Origin of the sequence: Rhizobium sp. CB3090, from assembly GCF_029714285.1 — a bacterium.
Taxonomy (GTDB): domain Bacteria; phylum Pseudomonadota; class Alphaproteobacteria; order Rhizobiales; family Rhizobiaceae; genus Rhizobium.
Window position 1 is genome coordinate 1,519,035 of the sequence record NZ_CP121663.1, and the last position, 21,578, is coordinate 1,540,612.

Sequence of the window (21,578 nt, forward strand, 5' to 3'; positions counted from 1 at the left end):
GCCTTGCCTGGCGAAGAATGGAATGACGACATCAAAGTCGACGCAATGCAGCCGGAAGCCATAGGCGCCGCTGGGGAGTTCCTTGGGAACTGACCCGCGCTACCGACGCTTTGGCTTCGTGGCAAGGACGTTGCGGATTGAAAAGCTGGAATGAATCCGTAGAACCCCGGGCAAGGTCGACAATATTTCCTTGTGAATACGCTCGAATTCACCGGCATTGGCCACTTCCACACGAAGCAGGTAATCCGACCCGCCGGTCATCAGGAAGCATTCCCGGATCTCCGGATAGCGTCTGACCGCGGCTTCGAACCGGTCGAGATGCTCCTCCGTCTGTCGCTCCAGCGTAATATTGATGATCACGGCAATCGTTGCTTCGACGTTCGAGGTGTCGACCAGGGCCGTATAACTGCGGATCACACCCGCTTCTTCCATGATCTTGATGCGCCGCATGCATGCCGAGGGCGATAGCCCGACCTCCGCTGCCAGCTTGGCATTGCTCATGCGCGCATCGACCCGAAGAAGACGCAAAATATTGCGGTCGATCGTGTCAACTGAGGCCACGGTGGAATCCTTCAAAAATTCGTTGTTTCTTTCAAATATTATTTCCGTTTGATCGAATCAATTACAAAATCGGGGGAAATTCGACGATGATTTCAATAAATTGCCGTTACCTGAAATCCATTGGGACCGGACCATGCGAGCAGTTAGATTGGAAGAAGCATATGCATATCAGGCCGGGACGGACGGGGCTTCCGGTTACCTGACGATCGACCTCGCAGCACTCGCTCGCAACTATGAAAAGCTGTCGTCAAAGGTCTCGCCTGCACGTGCGGCGGCGGTCGTAAAGGCCGATGCTTACGGGCTTGGCGCCGAGCGCGTGGCATCAAGACTTTACGCACACGGCTGCCGCCACTTTTTCGTGGCACAATTCGTCGAAGCGCTTCGACTCCGTCCAACGCTTGCCGTCGATGCGCAGATATTTGTGCTGAACGGTCTTCAGCCTGGAAATGAAACCCGATGCGTGCGCGAGGGTTTTGTTCCCGTCATCAACTCGTTGGAGCAATGGCACCAATGGGCGGCTGCAGCAAAGGGCGCGGGGCGTCGTTTGCCGGCTGTGCTGCAATTCGATAGCGGCATGTCCCGGCTTGGCCTCCCCCCGGAAGAACGGACAGAGCTCGCAAGGCTTGTTAGGGACGAAAACGGAGTCGAGGTCCTCTTCGTCATGAGCCACCTGGCCTCTGCCGACGATGCCAAGAGCAGCCAGAACGACAATCAGCTCGCGGAGATGCTTCGAATAACGACGGAATTCCCGCAATTGCCGGCTTGCTTTGCCAATTCAGGCGGAATTTTCCTCGGCAAGGCCTATCATGGCGTGCTCGCCCGTCCTGGAATCGCGCTCTATGGCGGCGCACCGACTGCCGGCCGCAAGAACCCGATGGAACCCGTCGTTCACCTCGATGTGTCCGTCGTGCAGACGCGCACCGTGCCGGCCGGCACGCGAGTCGGCTATGGCGCCGCCCATGTCACGACAGAAGAAACCCGTTTAGCCACCATCGCCGCCGGCTATGCAGACGGCCTGCCGCGCAGCCTCAGCGACCGCGGCGCTGTCTATTGCGACGGCATTCGCCTGCCGATCGTCGGACGTGTGTCCATGGATAGCATCACCATCGATATTTCTGCATTGCCGCAGGGCCGACTGAAGCTTGGAAGCCTGGTTGAAGTTCTTGGCCCGCACCAGACGCTGGAAGATGTCGCACGCGACGCCGGCACAATTTCCTACGAGATCCTGACCGGTCTCGGTCATCGCTACGAGCGGCAGTACCGCTAGTCTAATCGCCCTGTGAGGATACAATGAAAGTCATCGTCCTTGGCGCCGGAATTCTCGGCGTCACGTCGGCCTACCAGCTTGCCAAAGCCGGTCACGAAGTCAGGGTCATAGACCGTCAGCCCGGCCCGGCCCTCGAAACAAGCTTCGCCAATGCGGGAGAGGTTTCCTTCGGCTACTGCTCGCCATGGGCCGCTCCCGGCATTCCGGTGAAAGCAATGAAGTGGCTGTTCATGCAGCACGCGCCGTTGATCCTGCGGCCCAAGCTCGACACCGCCATGCTCTCGTGGATGGCGAAAATGCTCTCCAACTGCACGTCGACGCGCTATGCCGTCAATAAAAGCCGGATGCTGCGCCTTGCCGATTACAGTCGGATTTCGCTTGCTGCACTGCGCGAGGAAACCGCCATCGCCTACGACGAACGCATGCAGGGAACGCTGCAGCTCTTCCGCACCCAGGCACAGCTCGACGCTTCGGCAAAGGACGTCAAGGCGCTTGCTGCCGACGGCATCCCCTTCGAGGTCCTGGACCGCGACGGTTGCATTCGCGTCGAGCCTGCCCTCAAGCATGTCCGCGAAAAGATCGTTGGTGGCCTGCTGACCCCGAAGGACGAAACCGGTGACTGCTTCAAGTTTACCAACGCGCTGGCCAAGAGGGCGGAAGAACTTGGCGTAAACTTTTCCTGGGGCACCGAAATCCGGCGTCTCGATGTCGACGGCGGCCGTATCCGCGGTGTCGTCACGAATACCGGCAAGCTCGCCGCAGATGCGGTCGTCGTTGCTCTTGGAAGTTACTCGCCGCTGCTGGTCAGGCCATTCGGCATCCGCCTGCCGGTCTATCCCGTGAAAGGCTATTCCCTCACCATCGACATCACCGACCCGCTTCGCGCACCGGAGTCGACCGTGATGGACGAAACCTACAAGATTGCGATCACCCGCCTCGGCGATCGCATCCGCGTCGGCGGAATGGCGGAAATCTCCGGCTATACCAACGACCTTGGCCACGCCCGCAGACGCACACTCGAACATTCCGTCATGGACCTGTTTCCGGGTGGGGACGCGAGCAAGGGATCCTTCTGGTCCGGGCTACGGCCAATGACGCCGGACGGTACACCGGTGATCGGTCCGACGAAGATTGCCGGCCTTTACCTCAATACCGGTCACGGCACGCTCGGCTGGACGATGAGCTCGGGATCGGCGCGCGTCATCGCCGATCTTGTATCGGGCCGCAAGCCGGACATCGATGCCACTGATCTCGCCATCACCCGTTACGCGGCGTGAACGGCATTTCTCGAAACGGAGCGAAATCATGATCCGGGCAGCCCCATAGGATGCTGCCCGTTTTAATTGTCGTAATCGCCGTTCAGAAAAATCAGCGCAAAATGCCGATCCGATTACGAAGGTTTCGGCCCGAGTCGCTAGGCCACAGCTTGGGCGCCGGTGATCTCGACCAGTGATCCGCACATGAATGCGGCTTCGTCCGACGCAAGGAATGCCACAAGTGCTGCCACTTCTTCGGGCCGGCCGATACGGCCGAAGGGCACAAGCTTGTCGAGATCTGCGATCGTTCTACCCGACTGCTTCACGCCTGCCTCGAGCATTGGAGTGTGTATTTCGCCAGGGCAAACAGCATTCACCCGAACTTTATCGGGCGCATAGTCGCGCGCAAGGTTTTGCGTGAACGCGGCAACAGCAGCCTTTGTCGTGTTGTAGGCGATATGGTTGGGCGCCGGATAAAGGCCCCACTGCGACGCCGTATTGACGATCGCACCGCCGCCAGCGGCAATCATATGCGGAAGTGCCGCGCGACACAGATGGAACATCGCGTCCAGATTGACCGTGAAACTGATATCCCAATCCTCGTCGGAGAGAGACAGAAGATTGCCGCGCCGATTGATGCCGGCATTATTTACCAGAACGTCGAGGCGACCACGAAGCCCGAAGGCCCTGCCAACGAGATCAAAACATTCTTCCTTCTTCGAAATGTCCGCTGCAATGGCCTGCGCGGCGCCACCTTCCGCTTCAATGCCCTTTGCGACCTGCGCCGCTGCCTCGGCGTTCACATCGGTTACGATGACCAAGGCGCCCTCCGACGCCAACCGGCGAGAGATCGCCGAACCGATACCGCCTCCCGCTCCAGTGACGACGGCAACCTTTCCTGTAAAGCGCTTCATGACCAATCTTCCTTGAGGTTATCGGATATAGCTTCCGCCGTTGACGTCGAGGGTCGCTCCATTGAGCGATGCTTGGCTGGGGCGAAGGACGAAAGCTACGAGCTCGGCAACTTCGGAAGGTGTCGCCATTTCCCCGATGGGGATGTCGGAGACAGCGGCAGCCTTTCCATGAGTTGCGATAAAGTCTTCTGCCATATCGGTGCGCACCCAGCCCGGCGATATCGCGACCGCGGTGACCCCGTCTGCCGCAAAACTGCGAGCGATGGACTTCGTCAGGTTTACCAGAGCAGCCTTGGTGGCACCGTAGGGCATGGCATCGGCTGCGTAGCCGCGCTGACCGGCTCGGCTTGCCATATTGACGATGCGACCGCCCCCATTAGCCTTGAAGTGACGGATTGCCTCTTTCGAAAGATCCGCGGCTGCAAAGAAGTTGATCTGAAACTCCTTTTGCCAAGCGGCCTTCCAATCATCGGGCGAAGCATCGATGGATATCTCCGTGCGAATACCCGCATTGTTGACCAGACCATGCACGCGCCCGGCAGCTCCGACGGCTGCGCGCCAAAGCGCAAAAGGCCCATCGGCGGTCGACAAATCACCCTGGACGATCCAACCGGCACCACTTGTCCGAGCCAGCAGGGCCTCAGCACCTGCCTTGTCGCGTCCATAATGAACAATGGGACGGGCACCTTCTGCAGCAAGCCGTTCGACGACGGCGGCCCCGATGCCTCCCGACGCGCCAGTCACGAGAATATTCAATCCCTCAAGCGACTTGCTCATCTAACTGTCCTCCCCGAAAGGCAGCCGAGCTATCTCGGCCTCCTAGCCGCCCGATCGCCTTTCAGTCGAGGCGGCTGGATTTTCCCTGTCGCCCGATTGGCGTCTTTAGCGGATTGTGTCGTTTCCGTGTCGACAAAGTCAAGCGATATTTGCCGCTTCGCTGCCGCCGTCGTCCAGCGCATAGTTCAAGCCAACGGCTTGCGGCTCCAAGATCTGGACTGCGATAGCGCTAGGGTGGCTTGCCGGTGCATCAATGCTGACAGCATCGACGAGGGTAAATTTTCGGGCGCAGGCGCCACTCTTCTTGCAGTGTGCCTGCCATTGGCCCCTCCCCGGCCACCCGAAATCAAGGGAGATGCGTCGTTTCTTACTACTGGAATTTCACCATAGTTCCCCCGCCCGCTGCCTGATCCGTGGGATAGACCTCGACACGCGAGACGTCGACGAAAACGGGCAGGTCGATGATATTTTCGACCACGCGAGCGATGTTTTCGGGCTGAATGGAGCGATAGCCGTCGTAAAGTACGGCATTCGCCTGACCGCCCGGAATGGAGGTCCGGTAAAGTGATGTCTCGACACGTCCGGGAACGATCTCGCTGACGCGCACCGATGTCCCGAGCAGATCAAGACGAAGATTATCGCAAAAAAGGCTCAAACCGGCCTTGGAGGCGCCATAGGCCGACGAATTGGGGAAGGCGGCCTGCCCCGAGATCGAGCCGATGAAGATCAAATGACCGCGCTTGCGTTCCACCATTCCCGGCAGAATCGCCCTGGTGAGATGCATCGGCGCCTTCAGGTTGACGTCGATCATGGCGTCGATCTCGCCTGGATCGATCTCATGAAAAGTTGCGCGGGTAGACAGGATGCCGGCATTGTTGATGAGAATATCGACCTCAATTCCCTTCAGCGCTTCAGTGATCATATGCGTATCACGCACATCGGCCTTGATCGGGATTGCACCGCTGGTCTCAAAGAGTTGCTTGAGCGCATCCTCATTGCGGCCGACGGCGTAGACAGTGAACCCGCGTTGCCTAAGAGCGACGACGATTGCCTTGCCGATACCACTCGTCGCTCCGGTAACGACCGCGGTGCGATAGACATCAGACATAGATGTAGCCCCCGCTGATGACGACGTTTTCACCGGTGGCATAGGTGTTGCGGCTCGAGGCCATCATGACGATCCACTCCGCCATTTCGGCCGGCTCAGCCGCGCGGCCAAGCGCGCTGGCCTTGGCGAGTTCCGGCAGGAAGCCGAGCTCCTTGGCGCGATCGGTTGCAAAGCCCGCCGGCGCGACGGAGTTGACTAGGATCTGATCCTTGGCGCATTCTTGCGCGAAAGATTTCGTCAGACTGACCACGGCTGCTTTCGTGGCAGCATAATGGGCATTCTGCGGGTGAGCCTTGAACGCGTCGACCGATGTGACATTGACGATGCGTCCCGTCACTTCCGGGGCATTCACATGCTGGCGCATGTGGAGAACGGCCGCCACCATCATGTGATAAGTGCCCTTCACGTTGATAGCGTTTTCGAGATCCCATTCCTCGTCGGTGATTTCGAGAATCGGTCGACGCGGATAGATGGCGGCGCTATTGACGAGAACATGGATACGGCCGAGCTGCCCGACGATGTCACTGAAACCCCGATGCGCTGTTTCAGCGCGGGAGATATCGGCGACCGACGTTGCGACCTCCGCGCCGAGCGCACGCAGCGCCTGTGCGGACGAAGCCAACAATTGTTCGTTACGATCGATCAGGCCGATCTTAGTGGCACCGTGGGAAATCATAAGCTTCGCAGTCGTCAGCCCGAGACCGGATGCACCACCGACGATGATTGCTGTTTGGTTCTTCAAGTTCCACCTCCTTGTTTTACATTGTACGGCTTAATTTGTATGTTATCACTTATATGTCAACTTCAGCAAAGCTCAAGCGCCTTATGAAGGTTTCACGATGATTCCACGTCTCCGGACGAATTTCGCCACGCCCCTGCCTCCGGCCGATCTTTTCGATCGGCTCGTCGAGGCTGGCTTCCGTGGTGACATAGAAACGAGTGCTGCGGCGCGAACGGTTTTTGCAACAGACAATTCCATCTACCAAGTGGAACCCGCAGCCATTCTTTTTCCGAAGGGTGCTGAAGATCTGAAAATTGTCGCAAGCGTCCTTTCGGAACCGGCCTTCCGCACGATCGCTATTGCGCCGCGAGGCGGCGGCACCGGCACAAACGGGCAGTCGCTGACATCGGGCCTCGTCGTCGACTGTTCGCGGCATATGAATCGCATAATGGATATAGATCCGGTGCGAAGGGTCGCACGTGTAGAGGCCGGTGTCGTCAAGGATAAGTTGAATCGCGCTCTGAAGCCATATGGCCTGTTCTTTGCGCCTGAGCTTTCCACCGCTAACCGCGCCACCATCGGCGGCATGATCTCCACCGATGCCTGCGGTCAGGGCTCCTGTCTCTATGGAAAGACCAGCAATCATGTGCTCGGCCTGCGTATCGTGCTCATCGGCGGCGGCGAATGGTGGTCGCGCCCGCTCGATGCGGCCGCGCTTGCCGAGACCATGGCGCGAGGGGACCAGATCGGAGATATTCACAGGACGGTCGAGCGGATCGCACGCGAAAAGCGCGACCGGATCGCGGACATCTTCCCGAACCTCAATCGCTACATGACCGGTTACGATCTGGCCCACGTCCTTGGCCCCGACGAGCGTTTTGATCTCAACGCCATTCTCTGCGGCTCGGAGGGCACATTGGCGATGATCGCCGAAGCGGAACTCAATCTTTTACCGCTTCCAGCCCACGCTGCGTTGATCAACATCCGATACGGCGATTTCAACACGGCACTGGAGGATGCGCGGACCCTGACGGCGCTAAAAGTCGCCTCGGTGGAAACCATCGACGAGACGGTTTTGAAACTCGCCAAGGGCGATATTGTCTGGAATGGCATCGCCCGGTTTTTCCCCGATGATGCCGTCGGACCGGCAAACGGGATCAATATCGCGGAAGTGCTCGCCGATGACGAGGACGAACTTGAACGCAAGTTGTTCGAGGTTACCGCGGCGATCGACGCGGGTGCGAACGCACTGCGAAGAGGTTATACGATCGCGCGAAACCATGCCGAAATCGAAGCGATATGGTCGATGCGCAAGCGCGCCGTCGGTCTGCTCGGCAATGTCGAAGGGCCGGTCCGGCCTGTGCCCTTCGTCGAAGATACGGCCGTGCCTCCAGAAAACCTCGCGGCCTATATCCGCGAGTTCCGCGCGCTGCTCGATGATGCGGGTCTCTCGTACGGCATGTTCGGCCATGTCGATGCGGGCGTGTTGCATGTGCGACCGGCGCTTGACTTAACCCGCGTGGATCATATCCCGCTGGTGCGCGACATCAGCGATGCCGTGGTGGCGCTCACCCGCAAATATGGTGGCGTGCTCTGGGGAGAGCACGGCAAAGGCGTGCGTTCGGAGTACGTGCCGGAATTCTTCGGTGACCTCTATCCCAGCCTGCAAGAGATTAAGCGGGCTTTCGATCCGGAGAACCGGCTCAATCCCGGCAAGATCGCGGCTCCTTCGGATGAACCGCTTCTGAAAATCGACGAGGTGCCGCTTCGTGGTAACGTCGACCGTATTCTCGGCAACGAGATCCGTGCCGCCTTCGACAATGCCGCTTATTGCAACGGCAACGGTGCCTGCTTCGACTTCGACGAGACAAGCCCGATGTGTCCTTCCTATAAGGCGACGGGGGACCGGCGCTTTTCTCCGAAAGGCCGTGCCGCATTGATGCGGGAATGGCTGAGACTGCTTGTTGAAAAAGGCGTGGATCCGCGCAAGGAGGCGGAGCGGATGCGCGGCGCCAATCCAGTTGTCGCTCTTGTCCGGCGCGCCCTAAATTCGCTGAACCCCAAGAACCGCAATGATTTCTCGCATGAGGTCCGCGCGGCGATGGACACCTGCTTGGCATGCAAGGCCTGCGCCGGCCAATGCCCCGTGAAAGTCAGCGTCCCATCGTTCCGCTCCAAGTTTTTGGAACTCTATTATGGACGCTACCTGCGTCCCCTGAAAGATCCGCTTGTCGCGTCCATCGAAACCACGCTGCCTTTGATGGCTGGGATACGCCCCCTCTACAACCTGTTCATGGGAACACAGTTAGGCAAGGCACTGATGCGCATCGTCGGGCTGACCGCCCTGCCTCTTCTGCCGCGGCTCTCCCTGACAAGAGAAGCCGCCCGCCTCGGTGTTCCGATCGCGACATCGAGCCGGATCGAAGCCTTGTCCCCTGACGAACGGCAACGGAGCGTCGTTTTCGTGCTTGATACCTTCACGGAACATTTCGACCCGCAAGTTGCTGTCGCCGCGATAAAACTGGCGCGGAAGATGAGCTTGTCGCCCTTTCTCGCCGCCCCTCATACCAACGGCAAGGCGTTGCATGTCCACGGCTATCTCGGCCGTTTCAGGACAAAGGCTATGCTCTCCGCTGACTATCTCAATCGGCTGGCCGACAGCGGCATACCCCTCGTCGGCCTCGATCCGTCGATGACGCTTGCCTATCGCAGCGAATACAAAAGCCTGCTCGGCGCTCGGCTGAAGGCAACCGTCCTTTTGCCGCAGGAATGGCTCGCTGCCAATCTCGACAAGCTTGCCGCTTTGGCGCCGACCGCCGAAGGAAAGAGCTTCCGATTGCTGCCCCATTGCACGGAGCGCACGAATGCGCCTGCTTCCGTGGCACAATGGAAAGCGGTGTTTGGAAGGCTAGGCATCGAGCTTCAGACGGCGGACATAGGCTGTTGCGGCATGGCAGGCACCTTCGGCCACGAGGCGCGGAACCGCGCCATCGCCGAACGACTCTATGCGATGAGCTGGAAAGGCGAGGTCGATGCAGCGAACAAAGCCAATATCCTCATGGCCACGGGCTATTCATGCCGATCTCAAGTCAAGCAGATGGATCACAAAAGGATCACGCATCCGTTTGAAGTCATGAATGAAATAATTGCAGATTAGCGCGAGCATCCGGCGATCGAATGTGGCATGATATATGATATGTGTTAAATTCGATCCACAGAAATCGGAGCAAATCAGGTGTCGATCATCACGCAACGGGGAAATCTCGCGGAAATCGTTGTTGCGAAACTCAGTGAGCGTATCGATTCCGGTCTTTATGCGCCCGGTGAAAAGATACCGTCAAGTGCGCAGCTTTGCGAAGAGTTCGGCGTGTCCCGGACCGTCATTCGCGAGGCGCTTACCTCCCTGAAGGTAGGCGGCCGAGTGATGGCCCGTCAGGGCGCCGGCGTCTACGTGACCGAGAAGGATGCGAAGACGCTCAATTTCGAGATCGGCCGTATTGAGGACATTCGTTCGGCCATGCAGATCCTCGAACTTCGTCTAGGCGTGGAGATGCAGTCGGTAGCGCTCGCCGCCGCGCGCCGCACGCCGGAGGCTCTTGCGGAGATCGCACGCGCCTATGACCGGCTGGAAACGCTCGCGACAGACGATGCGGAAATCGAGGCGCGCGCCGATTTCGAATTCCACCTCGCGATTGCACGGGCTACCCGCAACCCGCATTTCCCGAACTTTCTGGAAGCGGTGATGGAGAGAATCAACTTCGATCTGCTGCTGAAGCACCGTCAATCCGCGCGCAACTACGGCAGCTACCTGAAGAAGATCAACAAGGAACATGCCGCCATTCTGGCCGCCATTACTCAAGGCGATCCCAAGGCAGCGAAAAGCGCGCTGGCGACTCATCTGGAAGAAAGCCTCAATCGCTATCGCTCGCTGCTCGACGAGCCCGTGAGCAGCGAAACGGAGGCGTAAGGAAACACGACCTTCGCTCGATGCTTTCAACGCCGCCCAGCTTAGCCGGGCGACGCGTCTTTTATTACTTGCCCTGTGCGATCGCCCGATCGCGAATTTGCGAAAGGCTCATCTTCGGCGTCAACGCTTCCGGATCGATCCGGATTTCGATCAGACCCGGCTTGCCTGATGCTTCGCAGCGCTCGAAGGCGCCAGCGAAATCCTCCGTCGCCTCCACGGTTTCACCATGCAGCCCGTAGGACCGGGCCAGCGACGCAAAATCCGGGTTCGTCAGCCGGGTGCCCGACACGCGGCCGGGATAGTTGCGCTCCTGATGCATGCGAATTGTCCCGTACATGCCATTGTTGATGACCAGGAAAATGACGCGCGCGTCATATTGCATGGCGGTCGCCAGCTCCTGTCCATTCATCAGGAAACATCCGTCGCCCGCGAATGCGACTACGGTTCGCGAGGGATCCGTGATCTTCGCAGCAACCGCCGCCGGAACACCATAGCCCATCGAGCCGTTGGTCGGACCGAGCTGGGTCCGGAAGGTGCGATACTGATAGAAGCGGTGGGCCCAGGCGGTGTAGTTGCCTGCCCCCATCGTCAGGATCGCATCCGGCTTCACGTGACCGCGCAGCCATTCCATGACAGCGCCCATCTGGACAGAGCCCGGAACCTGCGGATGCTTGAGGTTCTCCAGGTAGTCGGCATGCGCCGCCTCCGTCCAATCGATCCAGGCGAGAGCTGCTGCGGGCTTGAGCTTCACTGCCTGCGACAGAAAGCCCGTGACGCTGGCGTTGATCGGCAATGTCGGATGGTAGACGCGACCGAGTTCCTCTGCGCCGGGGTGGATGTGAACGAGAGTTTGCTTCGGAACCGGAATATCGATCAGAGTATAGGAGCCCGTCGTCATTTCGCCGAGACGAGCACCGATGGAGATCAGCAGGTCGCATTCTTTCATATGTTGAATAAGTTTCGGTCCCGCCGCAAGGCCGAGGTCGCCGGCATAGTTCGGATGCGTATTGTCGAACAGGTCCTGACAGCGGAATGAGGCTGCGATCGGCAGGCCGAAGGTTTCCGAAAAGCTTTTGAGATCGGCAACCGCCTGCTGCGTCCAGCCGCCACCGCCCACGACAGCCATCGGACGCTTGGCCCTGGACAGAAGAGCCAGCAGCTCTTGCAACTGCGGCTCTCCGGCATAGGCTTCGACGCGTCTGTAGGCCGGCGTGTCGGCCACATCGACCATGTCGGTCAGCATGTCTTCAGGCAAGGCGACAACTACTGGACCGGGACGGCCATTGACGGCGCGGTGAAACGCTTGACTGATCAGCTCGGGAATGCGCGCCGCATCCTCGATCTCGACCACCCACTTCGCCATCTGGCCGAACATGCGCCGGTAATCGATCTCCTGGAACGCTTCACGTTCCATCTGATCGCGCGCCACCTGACCGATGAACAGGATCATCGGGGTGGAGTCCTGGAAGGCGGTGTGCACACCGATGGAAGCGTTCGTTGCACCCGGTCCGCGGGTGACGAAGCAGATGCCGGGCTTGCCGGTCATCTTGCCATAGGCTTCGGCCATATAGGCAGCCCCGCCTTCCTGACGGCAAATAACGAATTCGATGGCGTCAGCCGCGTCGTGAAAAGCATCGAGCGCGGCGAGATAGCTTTCGCCCGGCACGCCGAACACGCGATCGACGCGATGGATTCGCAGAGCATCGACCAGAACCTGGCCGCCACTGCGCTTCGAAGTTTCGTACCTCATGGGTTCCCCTGTCCTGTTCGTTAAATGACGGCGTCTTCGAGGAAGGGGCGGTTCGCGACCACCCGTTCATAGCCGAAAGGCGCAAGGTCGAGCGTTTTGAAGCCGCCATAGGTGATGAGTTCCGACAGGCCCCGGCCCATTGCGGGCGACTGCTGCAAACCATGGCCCGAAAAGCCATTGGCGAAGAGAAAGTTTTTGACGTCCGTATGGGGCCCGAGAACGACGTTGTGGTCCAGGGTGCAGTAGTCGTAGTGACCGGCCCAGGAGTTGACCACCTTGATCGCTTCGAAGGCGGGCACGCGGTTCGCAAGGATCGGCCAGATTTCCTCGTCGAACTCGTCGTGCATGACGTCGAAATCGTTCGGGTCCACTTCCGGATCATGTTTCGGATAGGTGCCCATCAGATAGAACTTGCCTTCCGGGCGGAAGAAAACCCCGGTCGGATCGATGGTCAGGCCCACTTTGCCCTCCAAGGGCGTACGGCAATCGACGACGAAGAGCGAGCGGCGACGTGGCTCGATCGGCACATCCAGGCCAGCCATCGCTGCCACTTTCTTTCCGTTGGTGCCGGACGTATTCACCATCGTGCCGCAGGCAATCGTCTGGCCGCCCTTTGTCGTTACGGAGACGATGCGATTACCGTCACGATTGACCGCAACGACCTCGTCCTCGATGTATTCGACGCCAAGTGAACGGGCCTTCTTGCGGAAACCTTGCAGAAGGCCGACGCTGTCGAACCAGCCCTCACCCCGCTCGCCGGTGCTGCCGAGCGTCAGCCCATCGAGATTGAGCCAGGGAAATCGTCTGCCCAGGCTTTCGGGGTCGAGAAGCGTCACTTCCGCGCCGCATGACACCTGCGTTTCGTGATTGCGGCGCAGGACCTGTTCGCCGCGCTCGTCCTCGGCCAGAAAAAGATAGCCCGCCTCGTGAAAGCCGATTTCCGGAGTATCGTCATCAACAGCGACGTTCCTCTTGAAGTCCCGGATGAATTGTGTGCCGAATTGTGAGACTTTGACGTTGATGGCATTCGAGAACTGATGACGAATAGAGCTGGAGGACAGCGCGGTTGCCGAGCGCTGATAGGTCCAGTCCTTCTCGATCACGAGAACCGACCCCTTGAAGTCGGGATTGGTCGCGAGAAAATAAGCCGTGGCGCTGCCGACGACAGCACCGCCGACGATCACCACGTCATAAGATGACTTGGAAGCCTGCATCGCGGCGCCTCACTTGTTCTCGTCTTCGAAATGGCCGGCAGCGGCAAAGCTGCCGCCCTGAAAGCGAACAGCCGGATCGTTCGGATCGCCCTGCTTGGTCTTCGCAAACACCTTTTCTGCATAGTCGTCGGCGCTATCCTCCGGCTTGTAGCCGAGAGACGCCGCCGTGCGGTTATCCCAGAACGCTCGACTGTTGTTGGACATGCCATAGGCAACCATGAAACCGACGCGTTCCGCCGCGAGGCTCTTTTCGACGAGCTGGCGGCAATCGCGATAGGAGAGCCAGGTGATGAGATGACGCCGGTCAGTGGGTTCGGGGAAAGACGAGCCGATGCGCAGGCTCACGGTTTCGATGCCGAACTTGTCGAAATAGTAGCGGCCGAGGTTTTCGACGAAGGTCTTCGACACGCCATACAGGCTATCGGGACGCGTCGGGACGTTGCCGTCGATGGTTTCGGTTCGCTCATAGAAGCCGATGGCGTGAACGGAGCTGGCATAGACGATGCGCTTGACGCCATGCTGCCGCGCAGCCTCGTAGATGTTGTAACTGCCGACGATATTGGCATCGAGGATGGTCTTCCAGGGGGCTTCCAGCCCCTGACCGCCCATGTGGATGATGGCTTCACAGCCCTCGACGGCCCTGGAAACGGCATCGAAGTCGGCAAGATCCGCGGGGAAATCCTCTTCATGCGACTCGAGGTTTTCGCAAGGATTGCGCGCAGAAAGCCGAACGATCTGTCCGAGCTTTGTTCCCGACTTGCGAAGCTGGGTGCCAAGAGCGCCTGCCGCGCCCGTCAGAAGCGTACGTTTGTAGTCGGTCATGAGAATTCGTCCTGATTAGCGAAGCTTGGTCAGCGCGTCGGCTGTCCGTTCGATGGCAAGGGAAAGGTTTTCGCGCGACGTTGCGAAAGACAGGCGAATATAAGGTTCGACGCCGAAAGCAGCGCCCGGCACGGTCGCGACTTTGCCCTCCGTGAGAAGGTAGGACGCCAATTCCGTGTCGTTGGTGATTTTCGTTCCGCCAGGCGTCGTCCTGCCGATATAGGGGGTGCATTTGGGAAAGAGATAAAATGCTCCCTCGGGCGCGCGAACCTCAAGTCCGGGAATGGCGCCAAAGCCCCGCGCGACGAGATCGCCCCTCGCTTTATATTCCTCGACAGCTTTCCTTACAAAATCCTGCGGACCGTTCAGCGCAGCCGCGGCGGCGTATTGGGTGATCGAGGATGGACATGTCGTGCTCTGGGATTGGAGCTTGTTCAGCACCTTGGTGAGATTCTTCGGACCCGCGGCGTAACCCAGCCGCCAGCCAGTCATGGCATAGGCCTTGGATACCCCGTTGATGATCAAGGTCCGGTCCTTGAGATCCGGGCACGTCACGGCGAAGGAGGTAAACGGCACGTTGCCGCAGACGATATGCTCATAGATTTCATCGGACATGATCGCGACGCGCGGATGACGCGCCAGCACCTCACCGAGGGCTTTCAGTTCTTCTGCCGTGTAGATTGCGCCGGTAGGATTGGACGGTGAGTTGAACAGGAACCAGCGTGTCTTGGGAGTGATTGCCGCTTCGAGCCGTTCCGGCGTGATCTTGAAGGCGTCTTCCACACCGCAAGGCACGACCTTCGGCATCCCGCCATGTAGAATGACGATATCGGTGTAGGAAACCCAATAAGGCGCGGGAACGATGACCTCGTCACCCGGCTCCAGCGTGCCAAGGAAGGCATTGAACAGAATCTGCTTGGCGCCATTGCCGATGGAAATCTCATCCATGGCGTATTGCAGACCATTCTCGCGCTGAAACTTCGCGACAATTGCCTGACGCAATTCCGGCAAGCCATCGGGTGCGGTGTAGCGGGTCAAACCCTTGCGCATGGCCTCGATCGCCGCCTCGACGATATGGGCCGGTGTATCGAAATCCGGTTCCCCGAGCGAAAGGTCGACAACCTGTTCCCCCTTCGCCCGCATCGCCTTGGCGGCCATGGAAACCGCCATGGATGGCGACGACTTGATCGTAGCGACACGGCTGCTTTCAAAAGCGATCATATTCATGCCTTTACTCCCTGGGCTTGGACCAGCCCGTATTCAGCGGCTTGTTCGTTTGTGATGTAGCCATGCTTGAGATCGTGACGGACGGCGTCCGCCGGGCGCTTTGCCGGATCGCCGTAACCACCGCCACCAGGCAGAGAAAGAACCAGCCTCCGGCCTTCCGGCACGAATTGCAGGCCCTTGCCCTTCAGTTCGGTGCCGTCATCAAGCGCGACCCCGCCGGCGGCACCGTTCTGCCCGCCGTCACGGCCACGCGCCGGATGGTTGAGCCGGTCGAACATTGCCGAGAAGCGGAAGCTGTAACCTTCGGCCGCTTCGATCTCGATCATCTGTCCGAGACCGCCGCGCTGCTCGCCCGCCCCGCCCGATCCCTCGCGCAACTCCTTGCGCCAGATGATGACCGGTCCGACATTTTCGGTCGCCTCGATCGGCATGGTATGAACGCCGCTGGGAAAAGCCGTCGCATTGAGGCCGTCGAGCGAAGCACGCGCGCCGGACCCGCCGGAATTGAACATCAGGATTTCGGCGCCCTTGCCGCCGATCTGATCCGAAACAGGTCGCACGCTCATATGCAGGTTCCAGAGGGCGCTTGCGCCCTCTGCAGGCACTTGTCCGGGAAGCGCCTGATGAAGCGCCCCGAGAACGAGATCGGGGACGAAATGTCCGAGCACGTGGCGGACAGCGACCGGTGCCGGACGCTTGGCGTTGAGGATACAGCCTTCCGGCGCGACGACATCGAACGGAGCGAGCGAGGCGGCGTTGTTGGGGATTTCCGGGGCGACGACGCATTTGATGCCGTAGCAGGCATAGGCCTTCGCATAGACCAGCGGCACATTGATGCCGAACCTGCTCATTCCCGACGTTCCATCAAAATCGACGACGACGCCATCCGGGCCGATGGTCAGTTTTGCGGCCAAGTGCACCGGCTCGTCATAGCCATCGAGATCGAGGCTGTAGTCCCAGGAACCATGCGGAAGGTTCCTCAAGCGCTCAAGCGTCGCCTCACGGCTATGCTTGAGGATGAAGCTGCCGATCATCGACAGATCTTCCAGATTGAACTCCGTCAGCATGTCGATGAGCCGGCGATGGCCGGTCTCGTTGCAGGCGGCAAGCGCATGGAAGTCGCCGATGACTTTGTCGCTTTCACGCACATTGTTGCGAACGATGTTGATCAGCGTTCGGTCGAGCTTGCCGCGCTCGAAGAACTTCATGATCGGGATGAAGATGCCTTCTTCGTAGACTTCGCGTGCATCCGGCCCAAAACCGCGGCCGCCGACATCGACGACATGGGCGGTGGAGGCGAAATATCCGACCAGCTTGCTGTGGTGGAATGACGGCGTGACGACTGTGATGTCGTGCAGGTGACCCGTACCCTTCCATGGATCATTGGTGATATAGACATCGCCTTCAAAGATGTTCTCCGGGCCGATGTCTCGGATGAAATGCGCGACGGATTCCGCCATAGCGTTGACATGGCCCGGCGTTCCGGTCACGGCCTGCGCCAGCATGCGGCCGTCCAGGTCGAAGACACCGGCCGACAAATCGCCCGCCTCGCGGACGGAGGTGGAGAATGCCGTGCGGATCAGCGTTTGCGCCTGTTCCTCGACGACCGAGATCAGGCGGTTCCACATGACCTGCATATGGATATCGATCATGGACTGGTTCATTTGGCGATCCTCAAAGCCGGGTTACAAGCAGGCAGCCGTCATTCTGGACGACTGCCTTGAATGAAGAGGTCAGCATCGTCGACGTTTCACGCTCCACGATGACGGCCGGGCCTTTCACGACATCACCGGGCTTCAAGCCGGCGCGCTCATGAATGCCGGCTTCGAGATAAGCCCCCAGCGAAGCCTCGAACAGGCGACGGGTTTTGCTCGGCTTGACAACATGGCCTTCAGCGATTGACGGAACACGCTCGACAGGCGGAAGCGGCGAGCTTGCCTTGATCGACCAACTGACGATCTCGATATCGAGCCCTTCGATGGCGCGGCCGAAGAAGCGTTCGTATTCTCTCTCAAACAAAGCAGTGATCTTTTCGGCACTGGCCGCATCGAACCGGTTATCTTCGAGCGCGACCGGAATATCCCAGCCCTGCCCCGCATAACGCATGAACAGGGTGCGTTCGATCGTCGGCGCTCCCTTTTCGAGACCACCTTCAACGAAGCCGAGGGCTTCGGCCTTCATGGAATCCAGCAATCGGTTGGCTTCCCGAAAATCGAAACTCGACAGGTTGAAGACGGCGCTGCGCACCGACTCATAGCCGAACGGCGCCTTGAGGAAGCCGATGGCCGAGCCCACGCCCGCGCCCGGCGGAACAAGGAAGGTGGAAATGCCCATTTTCTCGCACAGCCGCGCGGCATGCAATGGACCGGCACCCCCGAAGGTGATCATCGTGAAATCGGAAATGTCCTTACCGTTCTCGACGGTGTGAACGCGGCCGGCATTGGCCATGTTCTCGTCCACCATCTCGCACGTTCCGTAAGCCGCGGCTTCCGGATCAAGCGAAATGATTGAGCCGATATCGTCGTCCATCGCCTTCCGGCTTGCATCGACGGAAAGCCGGATGGCACCGCCCGCGAAATTTTCAGGATCGAGCTTGCCGAGGATAAGATCGGCGTCTGTCACGGTAGGATTCTTGCCCCCGCGCTGATAGCAAGCGGGGCCAGGCTCCGACGCTGCCGAATGCGGTCCGACGCGGATCTGGCGCATGCCGTCAACGGAAGCGATCGAACCGCCACCAGCGCCGATCTCGACCATTTCGACAACCGGAATGGAGATCGGCATGCCGGAACCTTTGCGGAAACGATAGGTGCGAGCGACTTCAAAGGTCTTGGCGGTCTTGGGAACCTGGTTCTCGATCAGGCAGATCTTGGCAGTCGTGCCGCCCATGTCGAAGGAGAGAACCGCTTCAAGGCCGTGATGACGGGCAATGTCCGCCGCGAAGATTGCGCCGCCGGCAGGGCCGGATTCGACCAGGCGTACCGGAAATTCCGAGGCGTTTTCGACGGAAATGATGCCGCCGCCTGAATGGATCATGAAGACAGGACAACCGACGCCGATATCCTTCAGCGAAACGATCAGGCGGTCGAGATAGGACTTGATCGCCGGCTTCACATAGGCATTGGCGCAAACCGTGTTGAAACGCTCGAACTCACGCATCTGCGGCGAAACCTCGGAGGAGATCGACACCGAAACGTTGGGAAGGCGCTTCAGGATGGCATTGCGAACGGCGACTTCATGCGCACCGTTGACATAAGCATGGATGAAGCCGATGGCGACGCTCTCATAGCCTCCTTCGGCGATCTTTTCGACGACAGCCGCTACCGAGGCCTCGTCAAGCGCCAGAAGGACCTTGCCCGACGCATCGACGCGCTCACGAACCACGAAGCGATCGGCGCGTGCAATAAGGGCCGGCGGCAGGGAAATATCGAGATCATATTGCTCGAAGCGGTTCTCGGTGCGCATTTCCAGCACATCGCGAAAACCTTCCGTCGTCACGAAGGCGGTTTTCGCGCCGCGCCGCTCGATCAGCGCATTGGTAGCAAGGGTCGTGCCGTGAATGAGAATGTCGATATCCGAAAGCGCAATGCCCGCCATATCGACGACCGCCCTTACACCTTTCAGGATCGCGCGCTCGGGCGCCGTGTAGTCCGTCAGGACCTTCGTCGAGTGAAGCGCCCCTCCCAGATCGAGCGCGATATCGGTAAAGGTGCCGCCGATGTCGACCCCGACCCGGCAGTTTCGCGGTGCGTTGTTCACCATCTCATTCCCCACTTTTGTCCTCTGCAGCAGCGGACTCTCAATAATTCGGCTTGAATCTCTTCATATCACTTATCATATAAGTGTCAAGTTAACGAAGCAAATCACCCGGACCCGCCTCGCCTTTTTTTGGAAGAGGCATGTGGACACGCGGCAATGCATATTGACCCGCATCAATGACGGCTCAGCCGGGCACACCTAAGATTTCTGTCCATAGGAAAGGGAAGCAGAACCTGTTCGCAATGCGATGCACCTGAACGCTCGACCTGCGGAGCTGTCGGACTAGGCGCACTTCCAAGCGAGGACTGGAGCCATGAACATGGACATATCACGTACGACGGAAGCTCTGTTGGCTGGAGCCGGATTCCATACTCCGCAGTCTTCGGAAGCTGATTTCCGCATTGATCGCTGGCGCAGCGATCAATGGAAGATTATTGTACTATCCCCCGCGCCCGCATGGTTTCACAGTAAGTTTTGCTGCGCTCTGGGGCAATGCCTGGGTGATGACATGCTCGTCGACATCTTGAGCGCCGATCGCTTCCTGAAGGAAGCCCACACCAAAGGAATTGCCAACCGAGTTCGTCGGGCGGAGCGGTAGGGACCTATTTTAGGGGTGGTGCGATCATCTGTAGTGCCTACCTGAAATCGCGCCGGGAAGCAACGAGTCTTCTTTCACGGCCGCGTCTGAAGGACATGCCATCTGAATTCCTCACCGAGCAACGAGGCAAGGAAATGAATATAGAACACTTCAGACAAAATCTTGAAACTCGCCGCCGCTCGATCGAACAGCGCCTTGGCGCCATCGACAATGACATCAGTCAGCCGCTCGACGACGACAGCGATGAGCGCGCGGTCGAGCTGGAGAATGAAGAGGTCCTGGCGCAACTGGAACGCAGCGGGCGTGAAGAACTGAGAGCGATCATGGCCGCGCTGTCCCGTATCGACAATGGACAATACGGAAAATGCGTTCTCTGCGATGCGCCCATCAGTGAAAAGCGGTTGGAAGCTTTGCCATTTACGCCTTATTGCGTCGACTGTGCCCGCGACCAGGCGAGTGAGGCAAGCTGAGGTGCGATCAATTCGCAGCAGCAACTTCACAAGCCTTCGCTTGATCAGGTGTAAAGCGGGACACTCCAATGGAGCAAGGGGTAGGGATGACGCTTTATCGAGTATTATGCCTGTTCGTCTACTCTGGCTTCAGCACGGCCGCGCCGCTCACTCGGCCCGCCCGCAAGTCGGCAACGGCCGCGTTGGCTTCGGCAAGGGGATAAACGCTCGTATGCGTCTTGACCATCGCCTCGCGAGCAATCGGGAAGAATTCACGGGCGTCCTGACGCGTAAGGTTTGCGACGGATATGATGCTTCGCTCTTCCCATAGCAGGCGGTAGGGCATTGATGGGATATCGCTCATGTGAATGCCGCCGCAGACCACGCGCCCGCCTTTTCGGATCGCCTTCAACGCAGCAGGAACGAGCTCGCCGACGGGAGCGAAGATGATTGCCGCATCGAGGAGCACCGGAGGCGATTGATCGGAACCGCCTGCCCACTTCACGCCGAGACTAAGCGCGAACTGCTTGGCAGTGTCATCTCCGGGTCGTGAAAACGCATAGACTTCTTTTCCTTGCCACCGGCAAACTTGGCAGATGATATGCGCGGCCGCGCCAAAGCCATAGAGTCCAATGCGCTTCGCATCGCCAGCTTGCTTCAGCGAGCGCCAGCCAATGAGACCTGCGCACATCAACGGAGCCAGAGCGACGGGATCGGCCTCCTCATCGAGGTCGAAGGCGAAATCAGCATCCGCGACCGTATGGGTGGCAAAGCCGCCATCACGGGTGTAGCCCGTAAATAAGGGCTTGTCGCAGAGATTCTCCTGCCCCCTCAGGCAGAAAGAACACTCGCCGCAAGAATGGCCAAGCCAGGGCACGCCGACCCTTCGCCCTATCCTTGCTGGAGACACGTTTTTCCCAACCCCTTCGACAATGCCGACGATTTCATGGCCGGGAATGAGCGGAAGTTTAGGGTTGGGCAGATCGCCGTCAAACACATGCAAATCCGTTCTACAGATAGCACAAGCCTCGACACGCACCAAAAGCTCGTCCTTTCCGGGCACAGGATCCGGCCGTTCCATCATGCGCAACGGTGCGCCAACCTTTTCCATCACCATTGCCCGCATGGACTGTTCCCTGAAGCTAAGTTCCTGTTTAATGAGGGGTGCCGGATCCTTTCCAATTCCGCCGC

At 59.1% G+C, this 21,578-nt stretch carries 18 protein-coding genes; 6 read left to right on the forward strand and 12 right to left on the reverse strand.

Annotated features, from left to right (window positions below):
- Positions 1-99: 99 nt before the first annotated feature.
- Entirely contained in the window at positions 100-561 is a 462-nt protein-coding gene (locus tag QA646_RS25770; RefSeq protein ID WP_283059567.1) for an Lrp/AsnC family transcriptional regulator, read from the reverse strand.
- 133 nt (positions 562-694) lie between these two features.
- Here QA646_RS25770 and alr point away from each other — a divergent pair, with 133 nt between their 5' ends.
- Positions 695-1,828 (forward strand): alanine racemase, encoded by a 1,134-nt coding sequence (gene alr / locus QA646_RS25775; protein WP_283059568.1) that lies wholly within the window; start codon positions 695-697, stop codon positions 1,826-1,828.
- A 23-nt stretch (positions 1,829-1,851) separates the two neighbouring features.
- Complete coding sequence (locus tag QA646_RS25780) at positions 1,852-3,105, forward strand: D-amino acid dehydrogenase (RefSeq protein ID WP_283059569.1); 1,254 nt, start codon at positions 1,852-1,854, stop codon at positions 3,103-3,105.
- Between the two features lie 137 nt (positions 3,106-3,242).
- Here QA646_RS25780 and QA646_RS25785 read toward each other — a convergent pair whose 3' ends face one another.
- The 4 genes from QA646_RS25785 to QA646_RS25800 all read right to left on the reverse strand — a co-directional run bounded on the left by QA646_RS25785 (position 3,243) and on the right by QA646_RS25800 (position 6,625).
- Positions 3,243-3,998 carry an SDR family NAD(P)-dependent oxidoreductase gene (locus tag QA646_RS25785; RefSeq protein WP_283059570.1) on the reverse strand — a complete coding sequence of 252 codons (756 nt, stop codon included), beginning with the start codon at positions 3,996-3,998 and terminating at the stop codon, positions 3,243-3,245.
- A gap of 18 nt (positions 3,999-4,016) precedes the next feature.
- Complete coding sequence (locus QA646_RS25790; RefSeq protein ID WP_283059571.1) at positions 4,017-4,775, reverse strand: SDR family oxidoreductase; 759 nt, start codon at positions 4,773-4,775, stop codon at positions 4,017-4,019.
- Between the two features lie 370 nt (positions 4,776-5,145).
- Positions 5,146-5,883, reverse strand: coding sequence for an SDR family oxidoreductase (locus QA646_RS25795; protein WP_283059572.1), 738 nt, complete (start codon positions 5,881-5,883; stop codon positions 5,146-5,148).
- Positions 5,876-6,625, reverse strand: coding sequence for an SDR family oxidoreductase (locus QA646_RS25800; RefSeq protein WP_283059573.1), 750 nt, complete (start codon positions 6,623-6,625; stop codon positions 5,876-5,878). Before QA646_RS25800 ends, QA646_RS25795 begins: the two co-directional genes overlap by 8 nt.
- A gap of 97 nt (positions 6,626-6,722) precedes the next feature.
- Here QA646_RS25800 and QA646_RS25805 point away from each other — a divergent pair, with 97 nt between their 5' ends.
- Positions 6,723-9,761 (forward strand): FAD-binding and (Fe-S)-binding domain-containing protein, encoded by a 3,039-nt coding sequence (locus QA646_RS25805; protein ID WP_283059574.1) that lies wholly within the window; start codon positions 6,723-6,725, stop codon positions 9,759-9,761.
- 78 nt (positions 9,762-9,839) lie between these two features.
- A complete protein-coding gene (locus QA646_RS25810; RefSeq protein WP_283059575.1) occupies positions 9,840-10,571 on the forward strand; it encodes a FadR/GntR family transcriptional regulator in 732 nt (243 codons plus the stop codon).
- 64 nt (positions 10,572-10,635) lie between these two features.
- Here QA646_RS25810 and QA646_RS25815 read toward each other — a convergent pair whose 3' ends face one another.
- Genes QA646_RS25815 through QA646_RS25840 form a run of 6 tightly spaced genes read right to left on the reverse strand, consistent with a single transcriptional unit; the run spans position 10,636 to position 19,343 of the window.
- On the reverse strand, positions 10,636-12,321 hold the full coding sequence (locus tag QA646_RS25815; RefSeq protein ID WP_283059576.1) for a thiamine pyrophosphate-binding protein: 1,686 nt from the start codon (positions 12,319-12,321) through the stop codon (positions 10,636-10,638).
- Positions 12,322-12,341: 20 nt separating this feature from the next.
- Positions 12,342-13,535: an FAD-binding oxidoreductase gene (locus QA646_RS25820; RefSeq protein WP_283059577.1), complete on the reverse strand. Its 1,194-nt coding sequence runs from the start codon at positions 13,533-13,535 to the stop codon at positions 12,342-12,344.
- A 9-nt stretch (positions 13,536-13,544) separates the two neighbouring features.
- Complete coding sequence (locus QA646_RS25825; RefSeq protein WP_283059578.1) at positions 13,545-14,357, reverse strand: NAD(P)-dependent oxidoreductase; 813 nt, start codon at positions 14,355-14,357, stop codon at positions 13,545-13,547.
- Positions 14,358-14,372: 15 nt separating this feature from the next.
- Positions 14,373-15,584 (reverse strand): pyridoxal phosphate-dependent aminotransferase, encoded by a 1,212-nt coding sequence (locus QA646_RS25830; RefSeq protein WP_283059579.1) that lies wholly within the window; start codon positions 15,582-15,584, stop codon positions 14,373-14,375.
- Positions 15,581-17,248, reverse strand: a complete 1,668-nt coding sequence (locus QA646_RS25835; protein WP_283059580.1) for a hydantoinase B/oxoprolinase family protein — start codon at positions 17,246-17,248, stop codon at positions 15,581-15,583. The genes QA646_RS25830 and QA646_RS25835 overlap by 4 nt, the downstream gene beginning before the upstream one ends.
- 10 nt (positions 17,249-17,258) lie before the next feature.
- Positions 17,259-19,343, reverse strand: coding sequence for a hydantoinase/oxoprolinase family protein (locus tag QA646_RS25840; RefSeq protein ID WP_283059581.1), 2,085 nt, complete (start codon positions 19,341-19,343; stop codon positions 17,259-17,261).
- A gap of 310 nt (positions 19,344-19,653) precedes the next feature.
- Here QA646_RS25840 and QA646_RS25845 point away from each other — a divergent pair, with 310 nt between their 5' ends.
- Positions 19,654-19,938: a hypothetical protein gene (locus QA646_RS25845; RefSeq protein ID WP_283059582.1), complete on the forward strand. Its 285-nt coding sequence runs from the start codon at positions 19,654-19,656 to the stop codon at positions 19,936-19,938.
- Positions 19,939-20,072: 134 nt separating this feature from the next.
- Entirely contained in the window at positions 20,073-20,408 is a 336-nt protein-coding gene (locus tag QA646_RS25850; protein ID WP_283059583.1) for a TraR/DksA C4-type zinc finger protein, read from the forward strand.
- Positions 20,409-20,526: 118 nt separating this feature from the next.
- On the opposite strand, the gene QA646_RS25855 is transcribed toward QA646_RS25850, so the two are convergent.
- A complete protein-coding gene (locus QA646_RS25855; protein WP_283059584.1) occupies positions 20,527-21,513 on the reverse strand; it encodes a zinc-dependent alcohol dehydrogenase family protein in 987 nt (328 codons plus the stop codon).
- Positions 21,514-21,578 lie beyond the last annotated feature (65 nt).